The sequence below is a fragment of the Micromonospora sp. NPDC051196 genome (assembly GCF_040682415.1).
Classification (GTDB): Bacteria; Actinomycetota; Actinomycetes; order Mycobacteriales; family Micromonosporaceae; genus Micromonospora.
Genome location: NZ_JBFBAY010000002.1, coordinates 503707 through 518978, shown reverse-complemented (window position 1 = coordinate 518978; position 15272 = coordinate 503707). Strand labels below are relative to the sequence as shown.

15 protein-coding genes and 2 tRNA genes are annotated in these 15272 nt (G+C 68.4%); 7 read left to right on the top strand and 10 right to left on the bottom strand.

What is annotated here, in order from left to right:
- Positions 1-2: 2 nt before the first annotated feature.
- Positions 3-773 carry a CPBP family intramembrane glutamic endopeptidase gene (locus tag AB0M35_RS08230; protein ID WP_363742958.1) on the bottom strand — a complete coding sequence of 257 codons (771 nt, stop codon included), beginning with the start codon at positions 771-773 and terminating at the stop codon, positions 3-5.
- Positions 774-957: 184 nt separating this feature from the next.
- Here AB0M35_RS08230 and AB0M35_RS08225 point away from each other — a divergent pair, with 184 nt between their 5' ends.
- A complete protein-coding gene (locus AB0M35_RS08225; RefSeq protein ID WP_363742955.1) occupies positions 958-2076 on the top strand; it encodes a globin domain-containing protein in 1119 nt (372 codons plus the stop codon).
- A gap of 209 nt (positions 2077-2285) precedes the next feature.
- Here AB0M35_RS08225 and AB0M35_RS08220 read toward each other — a convergent pair whose 3' ends face one another.
- Positions 2286-3800 (bottom strand): peptide deformylase, encoded by a 1515-nt coding sequence (locus tag AB0M35_RS08220; RefSeq protein ID WP_363742952.1) that lies wholly within the window; start codon positions 3798-3800, stop codon positions 2286-2288.
- 334 nt (positions 3801-4134) lie between these two features.
- On the opposite strand from AB0M35_RS08220, the gene AB0M35_RS08215 reads away from it, so the two are divergent.
- Positions 4135-4857 (top strand): hypothetical protein, encoded by a 723-nt coding sequence (locus AB0M35_RS08215; protein ID WP_363743061.1) that lies wholly within the window; start codon positions 4135-4137, stop codon positions 4855-4857.
- 32 nt (positions 4858-4889) lie between these two features.
- On the opposite strand, the gene AB0M35_RS08210 is transcribed toward AB0M35_RS08215, so the two are convergent.
- Positions 4890-6554 carry a hypothetical protein gene (locus AB0M35_RS08210; protein ID WP_363743059.1) on the bottom strand — a complete coding sequence of 555 codons (1665 nt, stop codon included), beginning with the start codon at positions 6552-6554 and terminating at the stop codon, positions 4890-4892.
- 367 nt (positions 6555-6921) lie between these two features.
- On the opposite strand from AB0M35_RS08210, the gene AB0M35_RS08205 reads away from it, so the two are divergent.
- Complete coding sequence (locus AB0M35_RS08205; protein WP_363742950.1) at positions 6922-7632, top strand: class I SAM-dependent methyltransferase; 711 nt, start codon at positions 6922-6924, stop codon at positions 7630-7632.
- A 97-nt stretch (positions 7633-7729) separates the two neighbouring features.
- On the opposite strand, the gene AB0M35_RS08200 is transcribed toward AB0M35_RS08205, so the two are convergent.
- The 4 genes from AB0M35_RS08200 to AB0M35_RS08185 form a co-directional block, all read right to left on the bottom strand.
- A complete protein-coding gene (locus tag AB0M35_RS08200) occupies positions 7730-8263 on the bottom strand; it encodes a YbhB/YbcL family Raf kinase inhibitor-like protein (protein WP_363742947.1) in 534 nt (177 codons plus the stop codon).
- Positions 8264-8365: 102 nt separating this feature from the next.
- Positions 8366-8442 (bottom strand) — tRNA-Ser (locus tag AB0M35_RS08195).
- 277 nt (positions 8443-8719) lie between these two features.
- Positions 8720-9259, bottom strand: coding sequence for an NUDIX hydrolase (locus AB0M35_RS08190; protein WP_363742945.1), 540 nt, complete (start codon positions 9257-9259; stop codon positions 8720-8722).
- The gene (locus tag AB0M35_RS08185) at positions 9234-10505 is read right to left on the bottom strand and encodes a helix-turn-helix transcriptional regulator (protein WP_363742942.1); all 1272 of its coding nucleotides are present in this window, start codon (positions 10503-10505) and stop codon (positions 9234-9236) included. The genes AB0M35_RS08190 and AB0M35_RS08185 overlap by 26 nt, the downstream gene beginning before the upstream one ends.
- Before the next feature lie 314 nt (positions 10506-10819).
- Between AB0M35_RS08185 and AB0M35_RS08180 the strand changes: the two genes are divergently transcribed.
- Positions 10820-11020 (top strand): hypothetical protein, encoded by a 201-nt coding sequence (locus tag AB0M35_RS08180; protein ID WP_363742940.1) that lies wholly within the window; start codon positions 10820-10822, stop codon positions 11018-11020.
- Positions 11021-11144: 124 nt separating this feature from the next.
- Here AB0M35_RS08180 and AB0M35_RS08175 read toward each other — a convergent pair.
- A tRNA-Ser gene (locus AB0M35_RS08175) sits at positions 11145-11231 on the bottom strand.
- Between the two features lie 157 nt (positions 11232-11388).
- On the opposite strand from AB0M35_RS08175, the gene AB0M35_RS08170 reads away from it, so the two are divergent.
- The gene (locus AB0M35_RS08170; RefSeq protein ID WP_363742938.1) at positions 11389-12366 is read left to right on the top strand and encodes an NAD(P)H-quinone oxidoreductase; all 978 of its coding nucleotides are present in this window, start codon (positions 11389-11391) and stop codon (positions 12364-12366) included.
- 3 nt (positions 12367-12369) lie between these two features.
- On the opposite strand, the gene soxR is transcribed toward AB0M35_RS08170, so the two are convergent.
- Entirely contained in the window at positions 12370-12807 is a 438-nt protein-coding gene (gene soxR / locus AB0M35_RS08165) for a redox-sensitive transcriptional activator SoxR (protein WP_363742936.1), read from the bottom strand.
- Between the two features lie 47 nt (positions 12808-12854).
- On the opposite strand from soxR, the gene AB0M35_RS08160 reads away from it, so the two are divergent.
- Positions 12855-13589 carry a transketolase gene (locus AB0M35_RS08160; protein WP_363742934.1) on the top strand — a complete coding sequence of 245 codons (735 nt, stop codon included), beginning with the start codon at positions 12855-12857 and terminating at the stop codon, positions 13587-13589.
- Between the two features lie 29 nt (positions 13590-13618).
- A complete protein-coding gene (locus tag AB0M35_RS08155; RefSeq protein WP_363743056.1) occupies positions 13619-14515 on the top strand; it encodes a transketolase in 897 nt (298 codons plus the stop codon).
- On the opposite strand, the gene AB0M35_RS08150 is transcribed toward AB0M35_RS08155, so the two are convergent.
- The gene (locus AB0M35_RS08150) at positions 14512-15216 is read right to left on the bottom strand and encodes a glycosyltransferase family 2 protein (RefSeq protein ID WP_363742933.1); all 705 of its coding nucleotides are present in this window, start codon (positions 15214-15216) and stop codon (positions 14512-14514) included. The genes AB0M35_RS08155 and AB0M35_RS08150 overlap by 4 nt on opposite strands.
- Positions 15217-15272: the final 56 nt, after the last annotated feature.

Here is a 15272-nt window from a genome sequence, read left to right as displayed (position 1 = left end):
GGTCAGAGCCAGGTGAACCAGGATTTGGGGAGCAGGCTGTAGCCGACGAAGGCGACTATGTCGAGCAGGGCGTGGGCCACGATCAGGGGCATGACGCGGCGGGTGCGTAGGTAGAAGAGGCTGAACACGACGCCCATCACGGCGTTGCCGACGAACGCGCCGAAGCCCTGATAGAGGTGGTAGGAAGCGCGAAGCAGGGCGCTGGTCGCGATGATCGCGCCGACCCGCCACTGGAGTTGCCGCAGCCGGGTCATCAGGTAGCCGACCACGATCACCTCCTCCAGGATCGAGTTCTGGAAGGCGGCGAGGATCAGCACCGGCACGGTCCACCAGAGGTCGGGCAGCGCGGCCGGAACCAGGGTGGCGTTGAGGCCGAACTGCGCCGCCGCCCAGAACAGGGCGAGGCCGGGCAGCCCGATCAGCGCCGCCAGCCCGGTCCCCTGGGTGAGGTCGGATCCGGGCCGCCGGAAGTCGACGCCGAGGGTCCGCACCGGGTCGCCGGGGTCACGCGCCAGCAGGTGTACGGCGAGCAGCACCGGCAGCAACGCGAACACGATGCCGAGCAACTGGTACGTGAGGTCGAGGTACGGCCGGGCGGACGCGGAGGTGTTCAGCGCGGCGGTCTGCCTCGACAGCCCACCCTCGGCGGTGAGCTTCGCGATGATCGACACCGTGGCGTAGACGGCCGACTGGCCGAGGGAGAGGCCGAGCACCAGGAGCGTCTCGGTGCCGAGCGTCCGGCGGGACACCGGACGGTTGAGCTCAACGGTCACCGCACCACTCTGCCCGACCGGCCCTGCCGATGGCACCCGGGTGCCACGAGCCCACTGCTGGCACCCGTCCGAAGTGCCATTGAGCAGGCCTCATGATGCGGTCGCACATTCTGTGCGACCTTCATACACGCTCCGTGGACATTCTATGAGGGCCCGCACCGCCGTCAGAGAAGGAGCGCCCCCGGTGGACAACTTCGCGCGGCTGCTGAAGGAGAGCTGGACTCTGGTCGAGACCGACCGGGTCCGGCTGAGCGAACACTTCTACGCCCGGCTCTTCCTGCTCGACCCGGAGTTGCGCAAGCTCTTTCCGGTGCAGATGGCCGGGCAGGGCGACCGGCTGTTGGAAGCGATCATCGCGGCGATCCACACGGTGGACGACCCGGAGGGCTTCGACGAGTTCCTCCGCGCGCTGGGTCGGGACCACCGCAAGTACCACGTCGAGGCGGCCCACTACGCGACCATGGGCGTGGCACTACTGGACGCGCTGCGCAGCACCGCCGGGGACGGCTGGAACCTGGAGTACGACCAGGCCTGGCGGGACGCGTACGCGGCGATCAGCGAGAAGATGCTGGCCGGCGCGGCGTCGGACGCCAACCCGCCGTTCTGGCACGCCGAGGTGCTCACCCATCAGCGGTACGGGCCGGACACCGCCGTATTCACCTGCCGGACGCTGCAACACCCGTTGACCTGGAAGGCGGGTCAGTACGTCAGCATCGAGGCGCCCCGCTACCACCCCCGGGTGTGGCGTACGTACTCGGTGGCCAACGCCCCGAACAACGACAGCGTGCTGGAGTTCCACGTCCGTACGCCCGAGGGTGCCGGCTGGGTCTCCGGCGCCCTGGTCCGCCGGGTGAAGCCGGGCGACCTGCTGCGGGTGGCCGCCCCGATGGGTTCGATGACCCTGGACCGCTCGTCGGAGCGCGATGTCCTCTGCGTCGCCGGCGGTGTCGGGCTGGCTCCGATCAAAGCCCTGGTGGAGGAGTTGACCGGATTCAACCGGACCCGTTGGGTGCATGTCTTCTACGGTGCGCGTACCGAGGCTGACCTCTACGGGCTGGACGGGTTGCGCGAACTGGTGGCGGCCCACCCGTGGTTGTCGGTCACCTCCGCCTGCAGCAACGACCCGGACTTCGAGGGCGAGCAGGGCGACATCTCCGACGTGGTGGCCCGCTACGGCCCATGGACGACGCACGACTGCTACGTCTCCGGCTCGGCGGCGATGGTGCGGTCCACACTGCGGGTCCTCGCCGCCGACGACGTCCCGCCACAGCACACCCGCTACGACACCTTCGGCAACCTGTAGAGCTTTTCTCCCCCCGCACCGGGGCGCGTGCCCCTGCCCCCTGGGGCACGCGCCCCGGTCCCCCGATCGGGCGGACCGGCACCGCCCGCACGACCACGCCTGGCCGGCCGTCGTTCCCACCCGGACCAGGCGTGGTCGTGCAGCAACAAACGCCACCCTGGCCGGCCGTCGTTCCCACCCGGACCAGGCGTGGTCGTGCAGCAACAACTTCAGTAGCGCCAGGGGTGGCCGGATTCGCGGTATTCCTCGATCGGCACCAGCGGCACCCCGGGGGCCATCCGGTCGATGTACAGCCGGCCCTCCAGGTGGTCGATCTCGTGAGCCACCAGGCGGGCCATGCCGAACTCGAACGAGGTGATCACCCGACTGCCGTCGAGCTGGGCATGTTCCACGTCGAGCCGGAGCGGGCGCGGCACCAACCCTCGGTGGTCGAAGAAGGAGAGGCAGCCCTCGTACTGCTCGTCGATGTCGGGTGCCGCGTCGACCACCCGGGGGTTGAGCAGCACCAGAGGCTCGGCGGTCCGGTCGGGCGGGCGGATCACCGCTGCGGCCCGGCCGATCTCCAGTTGTGGGGCGGCGATCCCCACCCCCTTGGCGAACGGGTGCAGTTCGTCGAGGCGGGCCAGCGCGTCGATCAGTCGGTCGACCACCTCCCGGGCGGCTCGTTCCTCACGTGGCAGATCGAACGGACGGGCAGGTTGCCGCAGCAGGTCGGCGCCGCGTTGGAGGATCCCGAGCCCGCGCATCCGCTCGGAGGGCCGGATCCGCTCACCCTCCGGCTCGGCGTCGGGTTGGGCGCGGAAACGCCACTGCATCCGGTACCGAGCGTTCAACGGCGGGTCGTCGGTCGCCCACTCGAAGATCGCCCGGTCGGCCTCGTCGCGCCGGGCGACGGCCCGGCGCAGCGGGCCCTCCTCCGCCGAGAGCGAGGTTTCCGCGCCCCAGACCTGCGGGTCCAGCCCGGCGGGCAGGTCGAGGCGTACGGCAAGGTGCCGGGTCGGTACGCGGACCGCGCGTTGGAACCACGGCCCCCACTTGTCCCGCCCGACGGTGTACGTGTACTCGATGGTCGCGCGGTGACCGGGGTAGAGCGGGAACCGCCGTTCGCCGTTCTCGAAGAGCAACCAGATCTCTTTGAAGGCGTCCCGGTCGTACTTGGCCCGCCAGTGCATGGCGTCGCGTTCGCCGGACTCCTCACGGTAGGCGCGCAGGCCCAGCTCGGCGAAGGTGAGCGGGCGTTCCCGGTGGTGCCGGTTGGACCGCCCAGGATCGTTGGGGTATCGGTCCACGGCGACCCGGACCAGGTAGCGGGTGACCGGTTCGGTGCCGGCGTTGTACAGCTCCCGGCGGATCAGACAGCGGTAGCCGTCCTCGGTGTAGGTGAGGATGCTCTGCTCGTTCTCGACGATCAGCCCCGTACCCGGTGGTATCCACCGGCCGGTCGGATCGGACTCCCGCTGGTCGCGCTCCGCGCGGGTGTGCCGCAGGTGGTCGTACTCGCGAAAACGTTGCCAGATCGCGCCGCTGGCCTCCAGAACGGCCTCCGCACGCCGGGCGAAGTCCTCGGTGGGTCGGTGCCGCCGCCCTTCGACGTGGCTGACGTAGGACGGGTCGAAGCCCATGAGCGTGGCGAGCTGTTTCTTGGACAGCCCTCGCTCGGTGCGGTGGCGGGCGAGTTCGGCGGCGAAGGAGTCGGCAGCCCGATCGAGCGGTGAGGTCGTCATCAGCTTCCTCGTGGCGGGGAGTACCAAAAGTTTCACGTTCAGTGGCCGGACGTGTACTGGACTGGCACCTTCTCGACAAGAGGCTTGACGGCTGGGCGATTCACCCCGATACTGCGGCGCGTTTCCCGATGAACACTATGGGTAACCGCGCGTCGTGCTTCCCGATTGCTGCCTCTGTAACTGCCTCCGTCGAGGGTTACCACCACGGGCAAAGTGTGGTTAGGCTAGCCTTAATTGAGGATCTCGGACGGGGGTGGAGCACGTGACAGCCGTGCTACCGGCGCACACCGCCTCCTCGACGGCTTTCGGTCCGGTGACAGCGACCCTGCGGGCCATGTTCGGCACCGACGTCCTCCCCGGGTTGGCACCGGGGCTGCTGGTCGTCGACGAGACCGACTGGGCTCCGGCCGCGACCCTCGCCGCCGGCGATCGGCTGCCGGAGCTGCTCAATTCCGCCGCCCGGCTCTGGGGTGGCAGCCCGCACGCCTCCGCCGCACTGGCCTGGAAGGCGTACAGCTACTGGGCGGCGTTGCCGGTGGTGCTCGGCTGGGCAGTCGCCCGACGCGTACCGCTGCTGGACGCCGACAGCACGCTCATCCACTTCGCCGACCCACACACCTTGATCACCCTCGGCCTGCGCCAGTCGACCCGGGTCGCGGTGCTGCCAGCCGACCCGCTGGTCGTCACCGAGCCGCACCGGGTCCAGGTGGTGACCGACGAGCAGGAGTTGCTGGCGACGCTGCGGACCACCCTGCTGGCGGCGCACCTGTCGCCGCTGATTACCGCGATCCAGGGTGAGGTCCGCATCGGCACCCGTACCCTGCTCGGCTCGGTGGCCTCCGGCATCGCGCACGGGTTGCTGACGGCCTCCGACAGCGTGCCCGGTTCCACGGTCGATTCGATCGACACCCTGCTCGACACGCTCGGCCTGGCCGATCTGGTGGAGTTGGTGCCCGACGCGGACGGCAAGCCGACCGTGCAGCGGCGCACCTGCTGCCTCGCCTTCACCCTGCCCCAGCCGAAGGTGTGCCAGGGCTGCTGCCTGCGCACCGCCTGACGGCCCACCGGCCCACCGGCCCACTCGCGCTCTCAGCCGGTCAGCGGCCGGACGTCCCACAGCCACACACCCCCGGTGTGCACCGGCTCGATGCCGGTCAACGCGGTCATCGCCTGACGCAGCGCGTCCGCGCTCTCCTGTGGGGCGAGGACCACCGCGCCGGCCCGCCAGTAGCGCAGATCCTCGACCGCCTCCCGGCGATCCTGAGCGGTGACCGGCGGCACCTCACCGCTGCGCCGAACGGTGGCGAAGAAGCTACTGGTCGGGCGCGGCGGTGCGCCGAACAACGCGATCCGGTCCTTGCCGGGGCGGGTGTCCGGGCCGAGGAAGTAGCCGCGGGCGATCGGCATCGCCAGCCGGGTCTGGGCGGACCAGCGCAGCGGGTCCGCGTACTCGGTGTCCGGCAGCGGCAGGGTGACCAGGCTGCGCCCGCCCGCCAGGTAGGGACGCCAGGCACCGGAGGTGACGAACTCCGGAGTCGGCTCGAGGCGCTTGGTCGGCAGCGGGGTGGGCAGTACCGGAACCAGCGCCATCGCCAGTACGGTCACCGTGCCGAAGCGAATCTGCGAGCGCCGGGCCGGATACCGCGCCGCCAGCTCATGAGCCCGCGCGGCGCCGTAGGCGAGCAGCAGCCCGATGATCGGAGTGATCGCCAACGCCCAGCGGGTCGGCACCACCGAGTGCAGCACCGGAAGGTCCTCCAGCACCGCCCACGGCGCCGGAATGCCGGTCCCCTCTCTCTCGAAGCGGATCTCCCGGCCGAGTGAGAGCACCGCGAAGAGCAGGCCCAGCGCGGCCAACGCGATCACCACCACGTTGCGCCGCAGCCACCAGACCAGCGCCGCCACCAGGATTACCAGCGGCCAGCCGAAGAACGAGTTCTCCTCGGTGGGGTTCTTGGCCAGGCCGTTCGCGCTACGCGCGTCGCCGGCCAGCGATTCCCGGGCGTACGCGACGAACGAGGCCAGGTCGGTGGAGTAGCCCCGGATCAGCCAGGACAGCCCTTTGTAGGCGCCCGGACCGAAGAACTGGACGTAGAGCGGGTACGCCAACAGTACAGCGGAAGCCGCCGCGGCGACACCGAGCCCGGCCAGCAACGTGCGGGTCCGGCCGCGTAGTTCGGGCCGGCCGAGGGCCAGTGCCACGATCACCACGCCGAGACCGATCGCGGTCATCAGCAGGATCTCCAGGTTCAGGAAGGCCTGCCAGACGATCACCGCCGCGAGCAGGAGACCGTTGCGCAGCCAGCGCCCCGCGTCGGCCAGCCGCACCGTACGCCAGATGATCAGGGGTACCACGTACTGCGACACGATGTTCGGGTGCGCGTTGGCGTGCGAGATCATCGCCGGGGCGTACGCGCAGAAGGTCGCGCCCAGCCAGGCCGGGCCGCGTACGCCGACGAGCACTCGGGACAGCAGGAAGTACCACGCGGTCGCCGTGGCGACCATGCCCAGCGCGAGGAAGACGAGGAACGCGCTGCGGGTGCCGAACAGCAGGGTGATCGGCGTCATTGGCACCGAAACAGACAAGACCGAGGTATTTGCGACGAGATTGACGGATTCGGGGACATTCATGCGATCCGACGAGAAGGGATAGGCGAACTCCGTCACCACTCGGGCACCGTGCGCCATCATCCACTCGAATTGCGCCATATCTGTCTTGTTATCCCGAATGCCGTGTGTCGGATTCCACCACATTCGAGCCGTCACCCAGAAGGCCAGCAACCCGAAGCTCGCCACGGCGGCGGCGTCCTTCCACCGCCCTGACCTGCTGGTACGACCGGCTTCCACCAGTCCGGCCGGCGACTCTCCCGCCCCGGACTCCTCGACAGGGCGGCCCGATTCAGGAGTAGTCATAACAATTCGCAGCGTAGTCGGTCAATCAGGCCGTCGTGCGGGCTTCGGGACACTGGCGTAACATCTGCCAAGTTTGCTGACCACCACCGATCGTGCACCTACCCCCGACCAATTCGGCTGTCCCGGGCCCCGATAATTCCGCCAACCGGGCGGATGGTTCACTCAGTCGGTCCTGGCGCGGTCGAGTCGTATCGTGAGGAATCGACGCATGGCAGAAATCACTGGGGATCAGCGCGTGCAGTCCGAGGTCCTGGAGGGCCTCGCTACCGCGGTCAACCACCGACGCTGGTTCGTCGAGTTGGCTGTGCCCTACCTCGGCGAGAACCCGATCGAGATCGGTAGCGGTCTCGGCGACTACGCGCTGGAGTGGGCTGAGCACTTCCCCCGGTTCACCGCCACCGAAGCCGATCCGGACCGCCTGGTCGCGCTCAAGGAACGCCTCTCCGATCGGCCCAACATCGAGGTACGCCAGATGCTCCTGCCGCACTCCGAGCAGGGCGACTACAGCGCGGCTGTGTCGTACAACGTGCTGGAGCACATCGAGGACCATGTCGGCGCGCTACGCAGCATGGGCGAGCTGGTCCGGCCGGGTGGAGCCGTGGTCATCATCGTGCCGGCCTTCCAGTTCGCGATGAGCCCCGCCGACATCGCCACCGGCCACGTCCGCCGCTACACGAAGAAGACCCTGTCGGCGGCGATGACCGAGGCGGGTCTGCGCGTCGAGACGATCCACTACGCGAACGCGCTCGGCCTGATCGGCTACTTCATGGCCACCAAGGTGTTCCGCCTGATGCCGAAGGAGGGGCCGATGGTGAAGGTCTACGACACCCTGGTGCTCCCGGCGACCAAGGCCGCCGAGCAGGTCGTCCGCCCGCCCTTCGGCCAGTCCGTCTTCGCCGTGGCCCGCACCCCCGCCTGACCTTCCCTACCCCATGTTGATCAAGAGGTTTGCGTCAATATCCGGCTGGATGTTGACGCAAACCTCTTGATCAACTTTGTTGGTGTTCGCGGTGAGGTTACGGGTTGATCTGGTAGGTAGGACGGAGGGTGGCGCGAGCGAGGGTGTGGAAGGTCAGATTGAAGCCGACGTACGCCGGGGTGGCGTCCGGAGTCACGTCGAGCCGCTCCACATCGAGCGCGTGCACCGCGAAGACGTACCGGTGCGGACGGTCGCCGGGCGGCGGAGCCGCACCGCCGAAGCCCTGCTCGCCGTAGTCGTTGCGGACGGTGAACCCGCCGCGCAGGTCGTCTCCGGAGGCTCCCCGTGGCAACTCGGTGACGTCGGCCGGCAGGTTCACCAGCACCCAGTGCCAGAATCCGCTACCGGTCGGCGCGTCCGGGTCGAAGCAGGTCACCACGAAACCCTTGGTCTCGGCCGGGAAGCCCGACCAGGCCAGCTGCGGCGACACGTTTCCGCCGCCGGTGCTGCCGTGCGCATGAGCCGCGTCCATCGGCTCACCGTTCTGGACGTCCTGACTGGTCAGCGTGAACGAGGCGACCGTCGGCAGCAGCTCGTACGGGTCCGGGGCGATGGGACGTTCCAGGGTCATCGAGTCAGGTCCTTCCGATGCAGGTGGCGTTCTGCCGCCCCCTTCATACCCTGTGACCCGACGCCATTCGTCAAACCCACGCTGTGTCAGCCCAGCGAGCGGAGGGTGTGGGATTCGAACCCACGAAGACATCGCCGCCTTACCGGTTCTCAAGACCACGCCGACCAAGCCGCTGACCTGCGGCGGTACGGAATTTTGCCCATCGCACGACACGGAGACAGCACACCGCACTCCGTCCGAATCTTGCCCGCCGTGCCGGTCGACGTTCTCGGACTCCCTGATCTTGACGCACAGGTTGACTGCGACCCTGGCGTTAGAGCTATCACGCCCCGCCCTGAGTGCAAGATCTTGGACAGATTAGGTAACGTCCGCCCTCGCTGTGCGCGGCAGAGAGGACCTCGACGTATTCACGTTGGCCTCTTGATGGTCAGTTGGTAGGAGCTGCTTGTAGGTCTGCTACTGCCGTGAGGTGAGGCCTCCCAGAAGGTATCGGCATTCGGTGGCAGGAGTGCTGATTGCGCTCGCAAGGCGATGCCAGACGTATGGCCGTAACAGTTCCTTGGCCTCGTCTAACGGGCTGAACGTGAAGGCAAGCAACTCCCCGTCGGCCAACCGTAGGTTCGCGACTTCGCCACTGCGAAGTGACCCGCCGTCGAAAACGAACATCAGGCTGTCGTCCCACGGGCCGTGTGGGGCTACCCAGTCCACGACCAGCAGCCGCCCGACGCTCAGCTCGATACCAAGTTCCTCGCGCAGTTCGCGTTGGGCGGCGAGGTGCGGCGGTTCGTTGGCCTCGGCCATGCCGCCGGGAAGGTCCCAGTCCGGCTTGTAACGGGGATTGACGAGCAGTACGTGGCCTTGCTCGTTTCTGATCAGGACGTCTGCGCCGACCCGCTTGCGGGGCTGCTTGGCGTTGCCCTCGGCTAGGTGGGCGTGCCATGCGCCGGGGTCTCGTTCGTAGAGTGGACGGTCATCCGCCGTCGAGTCTTCCGGCACCGGCTGCTCCTACCCGTAGCGCGCCCATCGTACCGATCCATGATCGCTCTAGAATCGCCTGCTGGAGTCGCTCAACGAGCGCCGGAATCTCGACGTACGTCTTGGCCTGTGACCGCAGCAGTATGGATGTGTGTACAAGATGATCAAGAATCATGCTTGATCCGAGGCTCGTGATCTCGTCGAGAGTCTGGCTGGTCAGCGCGCACGCCTCGTCTATCCGCTCCTTGCCGATGAGCACGGTGACCAGCATGAGCTGCGCGAACGCCGTGCTCCTGATCCTGTCGGCTGAGCGAGATGCCAGGGCATCCTGTAGCCGGCGGTGTGCCTCCGACAGGTCACCAATGCGAAGGAAGCAGCGGGCAGCCTCAATGGCGAAGGAGGTGGAGTCGAATGGGCTCAGCCACTCGGATGCCACGGTGATCGGTCCGTGAAGCGCTGCCTCCGCGTCGGCGAGTGCCCGCGTGGCTTCGAGTGGTTGGCCAGCGACGGCGAAGCCGCGCGCCTGCATCGCCAGGAGTCGGGCCTGGAGCCGACCGTGCGAGGGCGCGTATCGAAGATGTTCCAAGCCGTTCCGGGCGTGGGATAGTGCATGGCTTGCATCGCCGTGATGGCTGGCGAGATGGCTCAGGCTGGCGCATACCTGTGCGAGGAGTTGTCGATCGCTGCTCTGTGTGGCCAGGAGAAGTGCTTCGCTGAGATGCCGGCGAGCTTGAGCGGTGGCAGCGGCGTCATGCGCCATCCAGCCCGCCATCTCGTTGAGTGAGGCGGCAGCCGCGAGTAGCGGTCTCAGTTCCTGCTCGGCGTCGACGGCTCGTTCGTGGTCGATTCCACCAGCGAGGTAGGCGCTGACGGCGGCATACAGGTGACCACCACCGACTCTTCGGTCAGCCATGCGCAGCGACTGCACGAAGTGCAGGTGAGCCTCCTGTGGCGCCTGCTGTGCCGGACCATGTCTGCTAGCGGAGGAACCTACGTAGGCATCGGCGACAGGCAGCCCTCGCCTTGGCTGCACGCCCGCGCCCGAGGTCTCGGCAACTCCAACATCGGCGAGCAACCCGCTTAGCTCATCCGGCAGTACCCCGAGTGCGTCGGCGAGCCTCGGTCGTACCCACGGCTGAGGCTCCGACTCGCCACGCTCCCAACGGACGACCGTCGTCCGGTCGACGCCGAGTTTTTCCGCCAGGCTCTCCTGGGTGTGGCCGACCGTTTTCCGCCGCTGGGCGAGGCGGTGTCGCTTCGAGGGCATCACGGCACCTTCCATCGCGGACCGTTACTGCTTGGTGCTGAACCGTTACTACCAGATGAGGATTCGGTGCGACACCTCACGGTCGTTTGGTACCGAGCTACCCGGTGAATGGCCAACCGCCCGTCTCGCGCGTACCGAAGTCAGATCCCCGTCGCCTTGCCTGATTCCACAGTGTCCCAGGCGAGGTGTGCCGTCGGCGCGGTCCTGGCTACGAGAAGATGGTCCCGCCCCCTCAGGCCGCCCTTCGGGCATAGCAGAGAGACGACCTCAGTGACGTGATCTCAACAAGAATCCGGTAGGTAGCGGTATTCGAAATGGGTGAGGTGGAGAGCGGCGCGGACGATGTCGCCGACCTGTCGTGGGCTGGCTGTGCTGTGACGCAGGGTTCGCCAGCGGCCGACGAGGATCGCGAAGCCGCGTTCTCCGAGGCATCGCATGGATCGAAGGACGGCGTTGTGGGTGCGGTTGTCGACCGCGAGCCGCCAACGACCAGCCGACGGCCCGCCGACACGTAAACGACACGACCAGTGAGACACGGCGGCATCGGGCGAGACAAAGTGAGACTGATTCACCATCTATAAATGCGCCCCCTGATCAGCGTTCGCGCTGGTCAGGGGGCGTTTTTGCTGTCCAGGTGAGCGGAGGGTGTGGGATTCGAACCCACGAAGACATCGCTGCCTTACCGGTTTTCAAGACCAGCGCCATCGGCCACTAGGCGAACCCTCCCGGACCGCGCGCCGCGCGGCCGTGCTTAGTCTGCCACGCCCGGCACAGCGCCGAGCGGGGGGAGCTACCCGTTTCGTCATGATCACTCACCCTTCGTACGTGGTACCAGGTGAGGACCGTGAGGTGGAGTACGGGCGCATCGGGTAAGACTGGGGGCATGCGCGCGATCATTGTGTCCGAGCCTGGTGGGCCGGAGGTGCTGAGCTGGAACGAGGTGCCCGACCCGCAGCCGGGGCCGGGTGAGGTGCTGGTCGACGTGCGGGCGACCGCCGTCAACCGGGCCGACCTGTTGCAGCGGCAGGGGCACTACCCGCCGCCACCGGGTGCCTCGGAGTATCTCGGGCTGGAGTGCTCGGGCGTGATCAGCGCCGTCGGCTCCGAGGTGAGCGGCTGGGTGGTGGGGCAGGAGGTCTGCGCGCTGCTGGCCGGTGGCGGGTACGCCGAGCGGGTGGCCGTACCGGCGGGGCAGTTGCTGCCCGTACCGGATGGGGTTGATCTGGTGGACGCTGCGGCGTTGCCGGAGGTGGCGTCGACGGTCTGGTCCAACGTGGTCCAGCTGGCTCGGCTGGCGCCGAGCGAGACGCTGCTGGTGCACGGCGGCGGCAGCGGGATCGGCACGTTCGCGATCCAGTTGGGTACGGCATTGGGTGCGACGGTGGTCGCGACCGCCCGGGCTGCGAAACACGATCGACTGCGGGCGTTGGGCGCCGCCCATCTGATCGACTATCGGGAGCAGGACTTCGTGGAGGAGGTCCGCAAGATCACCTCCGGCGGGGGCGCGGACGTCATCCTCGACATCATGGGCGCGTCGTACCTGGGCCGTAATGTCGCCGCCCTGGCGTTCGACGGGCGGCTCGTGACGATCGGCATGCAGGGCGGGCGCAAGGGTGAGCTGGATCTTGCCGCGCTGCTGGCCAAGCGTGGCACCGTCGCCGCGACGGCGCTGCGGTCCCGTCCGTCGGCGCAGAAGAGCGCCATCGTCCGCGGGGTACGCGAGCAGGTCTGGCCGTTGGTCGAGGCGGGTCGGGTACGGCCGGTGGTCGACCGGCGGTTGCCGATCAGCGCGGCGGCCGAGGCGCACCGTCTGGTCGAGTCGAGCGACCACGTCGGCAAGGTGCTGCTGACCGTCGGTTGAGCTTCAGCGGGGCAGGGTCAGCCGCGCTCCCGGCCCTTCACCGGCCAGTTCGTCGCCCGGGTTGTAGAGGGCGCAGCGACTCAGGGACAGGCAACCGCAGCCGATGCAGCCGTCGAGGTCGTCGCGGAGCCGGTTCAACAGCCTGATCTTCTCGTCCAAGCGGTCCCGCCAGGCGGCCGACAGTTGCGCCCAGTCATCGGCGGTGGGCGTACGCGAGGCGGGCAGTGAGTCCAGTGCGGATCTGATCTCCTCCAGCGAGATGCCGACCTGCTGGGCGATCCGGATGAAGGCGACCCGGCGCAGTTCGCCACGGTGGTACCGGCGCTGGTTGCCGCCGGTGCGGTCGGCCCGGATCAGCCCGAGCCGCTCGTAGTAGCGCAGCGCGGACTGGGCCACCCCACTGCGGGCGGCGAGTTGACCGATGGTGAGTGCTTCGTGCATCACTTTCGCCTTGAGTTGAACCTCGCTTCAACTTGCAGGCTAGTCGCATGTCCTCACTAGCCACCATCACCACCCAGGTCGCCGAGGCGGCCGCACCTCTCGACGGTCGGCATCCGGTAGCCGGGCTGTTGGAACGGGTCCGTGCCGGCCGCGAATTCGGCCCGAACGTCTACTCGACCCTCGACGTGCTGTGGGTGCTCTACGACCGCGTCCTGCGGATCGCTCCGGCGACCGTCGACGACCCCGACCGGGACCGTTTCCTGCTCTCCAAGGGGCATGCGGTGGCCGGCTACTACGCGGTGCTGGCCGCGAAGGGCTTCATCCCGCCCGACTGGCTGGATGACCAGGGTGGGCCGGACAGCCGGCTCGGTGACCACCCGGATCGGACGCTGGTGCCGGGGGTGGAGATCGGTTCTGGTTCGCTCGGGCACGGTCTCGGCCTGGCCGTCGGCAGCGCGCTCGGCCTGCGCGCCCAGGGCCTGCTCGACCCCCGGGTGTACGTGCTGCTCGGCGACGCCGAACTGGACGAGGGCTCGAACCATGAGGCGATCGCGTACGCCGGTGCCGTCGGCCTGGCCAACCTGACCGCGATCGTGGTCGACAACTCCTCCGCCACGTACGGCTGGCCGGGCGGGGTGGCCACCCGCTTCACCGTCAACGGGTGGACCGCCGCCACCGTCGACGGGCACGACCAGGACGCCCTGCACACGGCCCTGACCGGCCACCACGGTCACCGACCGCACGTCGTCGTCGCGGTCGTCAACAACGGAGAGCAGGCATGAACGAGTTGAGCACGGTAGCGGAACTGAGCATGCGGGACTGTTTCGTCGACACCACCACCGCCCTGCTGGCGGAGAGTCCGCGTACCGCGCTGGTGCTCGCCGACATCTCCGCCGCCTCGTTCGCCTCGGCCGCCGTGCGTCATCCCGACCGGCTGATCAACGTCGGCATCCGGGAGCAGTTGATGCTGGGGGTGGCCGGCGGACTGGCGCTGACCGGGTTGCGCCCGATCGTGCACAGCTACGCGCCGTTCCTGGTGGAGCGGGCGTACGAGCAGATCAAGCTCGACCTCGACCACCAGGCGGCGAGCGCGGTGCTGGTCAGTGTCGGCGCCTCGTTCGACCGGGCGGAGTCCGGTCGAACCCACTTCAGTCCGGCCGACGTCGCGCTGTTCGACACCCTCTCCGACTGGACCGTGCACGTGCCGGGGCACCCGGCCGAGGTGTCCGGGCTGCTGCGCGCGACGGTGGCCGCCGACACGTCGGCGTACCTGCGGCTGTCGACGCTGGGCAACGCCCGGCCGTACGCCGATGCCGGGGAGTTGGTGGTGGTGCGGGATGCGGGCCCCGGCGCCGCCCTGCTGGTCGCCGTCGGTCCGATGTTGGACGCGGCGCTGGCCGCTGCTGCGGACCTGCCGGTCACGGTCGCGTACACCCACCGGCCGCGACCGTTCGACGTCGCCGGCCTGCGGGCGCTCGCCGGCACGGAGGTGATTCTGGTCGAGCCCTACCTGGCGGGGACTTCGGCCCGCGTGGTCTCGGCGGCGTTGGCGGATCGGCCGCACCGGCTGCTCGCGCTCGGAGTCGGACGGGATGAGCTGCGCCGCTACGGTTCGGCGGAGGATCATCTGCGCTGGCACGGGCTGGATCCGGCCGGGTTGCGTCGCTCGCTGACCGGCTTCCTCACGCCGGCCATGGCTTCGATCTAGGACTTGACGGCGGTGGGACGGCGGCGAGTGCGCTCGCGACCGAGAATCCAGAGCGCCTCGACCCCGTCCCGCCAGGTGATCTTCTTGCCTTCCTCCCGGCCCCGGGCCCGGTAGCTGATCGGCACCTCGTACGGCCGGATGCGGCGACGCAGCAGCTTGCCGGTCACCTCGGCCTCCATGCCGAAGCCTCGGGAGCGGACGTCCAGCGAACGGTAGAGCGCGATCGGCATCAGCTTGAAACAGGTTTCCAGGTCGCCGATGTAGGAGTTGAACAGCACATTGGCCGCCATGGTGACGCCTTTGTTGCCCATCACATACCAGAAGCTGTAGGCGCTGTGGCTGCCGAAGGTGCGGTTGCCGTAGACGACGGTGGCCCGACCGTCGAGCACCGGGGCGAGCAGTTTGGGGATGTCCTGCGGGTCGTACTCCAGGTCGGCGTCGAGGATGACCATGTACTCACCCTCGGCGGAGGCGACCGCCGTGCGGATCGCCGCGCCCTTGCCCGCGTTGCGCTGGTGCGTGATCACGCGCAGCCGGGCGTCGTCGGCACGGCCGAGGATTTCTCCGGTGCCGTCGCGGCTGCCGTCATCGACCACCACGAGTTCGATCTCGCACGGATATTCCACGGCCAACGCCTGCTTAAGGGCGTCCCCGATGCGTTCTTCCTCGTTGTAGACCGGCATGAGGATCGACAGCTTCACGGGAATCTCCACGAGGGCGGCAGTGTGTCGGCCATAGCCTAGCCTGGCAGCTCAGC

Bases quoted from the DNA above. Each gene is read 5' to 3' on its own strand.
- soxR (WP_363742936.1), bottom strand. From the start codon at position 12,807: ATGCACGAAGCACTCACCATCGGTCAACTCGCCGCCCGCAGTGGGGTG.
- AB0M35_RS08200 (WP_363742947.1), bottom strand. From the start codon at position 8,263: ATGACCCTGGAACGTCCCATCGCCCCGGACCCGTACGAGCTGCTGCCG.
- AB0M35_RS08220 (WP_363742952.1), bottom strand. From the start codon at position 3,800: ATGACGACCTCACCGCTCGATCGGGCTGCCGACTCCTTCGCCGCCGAA.
- AB0M35_RS08180 (WP_363742940.1), top strand. From the start codon at position 10,820: ATGGGTGAGGTGGAGAGCGGCGCGGACGATGTCGCCGACCTGTCGTGG.
- AB0M35_RS08205 (WP_363742950.1), top strand. From the start codon at position 6,922: ATGGCAGAAATCACTGGGGATCAGCGCGTGCAGTCCGAGGTCCTGGAG.
- AB0M35_RS08185 (WP_363742942.1), bottom strand. From the start codon at position 10,505: ATGCCCTCGAAGCGACACCGCCTCGCCCAGCGGCGGAAAACGGTCGGC.
- AB0M35_RS08170 (WP_363742938.1), top strand. From the start codon at position 11,389: ATGCGCGCGATCATTGTGTCCGAGCCTGGTGGGCCGGAGGTGCTGAGC.
- AB0M35_RS08210 (WP_363743059.1), bottom strand. From the start codon at position 6,554: ATGTGGTGGAATCCGACACACGGCATTCGGGATAACAAGACAGATATG.
- AB0M35_RS08215 (WP_363743061.1), top strand. From the start codon at position 4,135: ATGTTCGGCACCGACGTCCTCCCCGGGTTGGCACCGGGGCTGCTGGTC.
- AB0M35_RS08155 (WP_363743056.1), top strand. From the start codon at position 13,619: ATGCGGGACTGTTTCGTCGACACCACCACCGCCCTGCTGGCGGAGAGT.
- AB0M35_RS08160 (WP_363742934.1), top strand. From the start codon at position 12,855: ATGTCCTCACTAGCCACCATCACCACCCAGGTCGCCGAGGCGGCCGCA.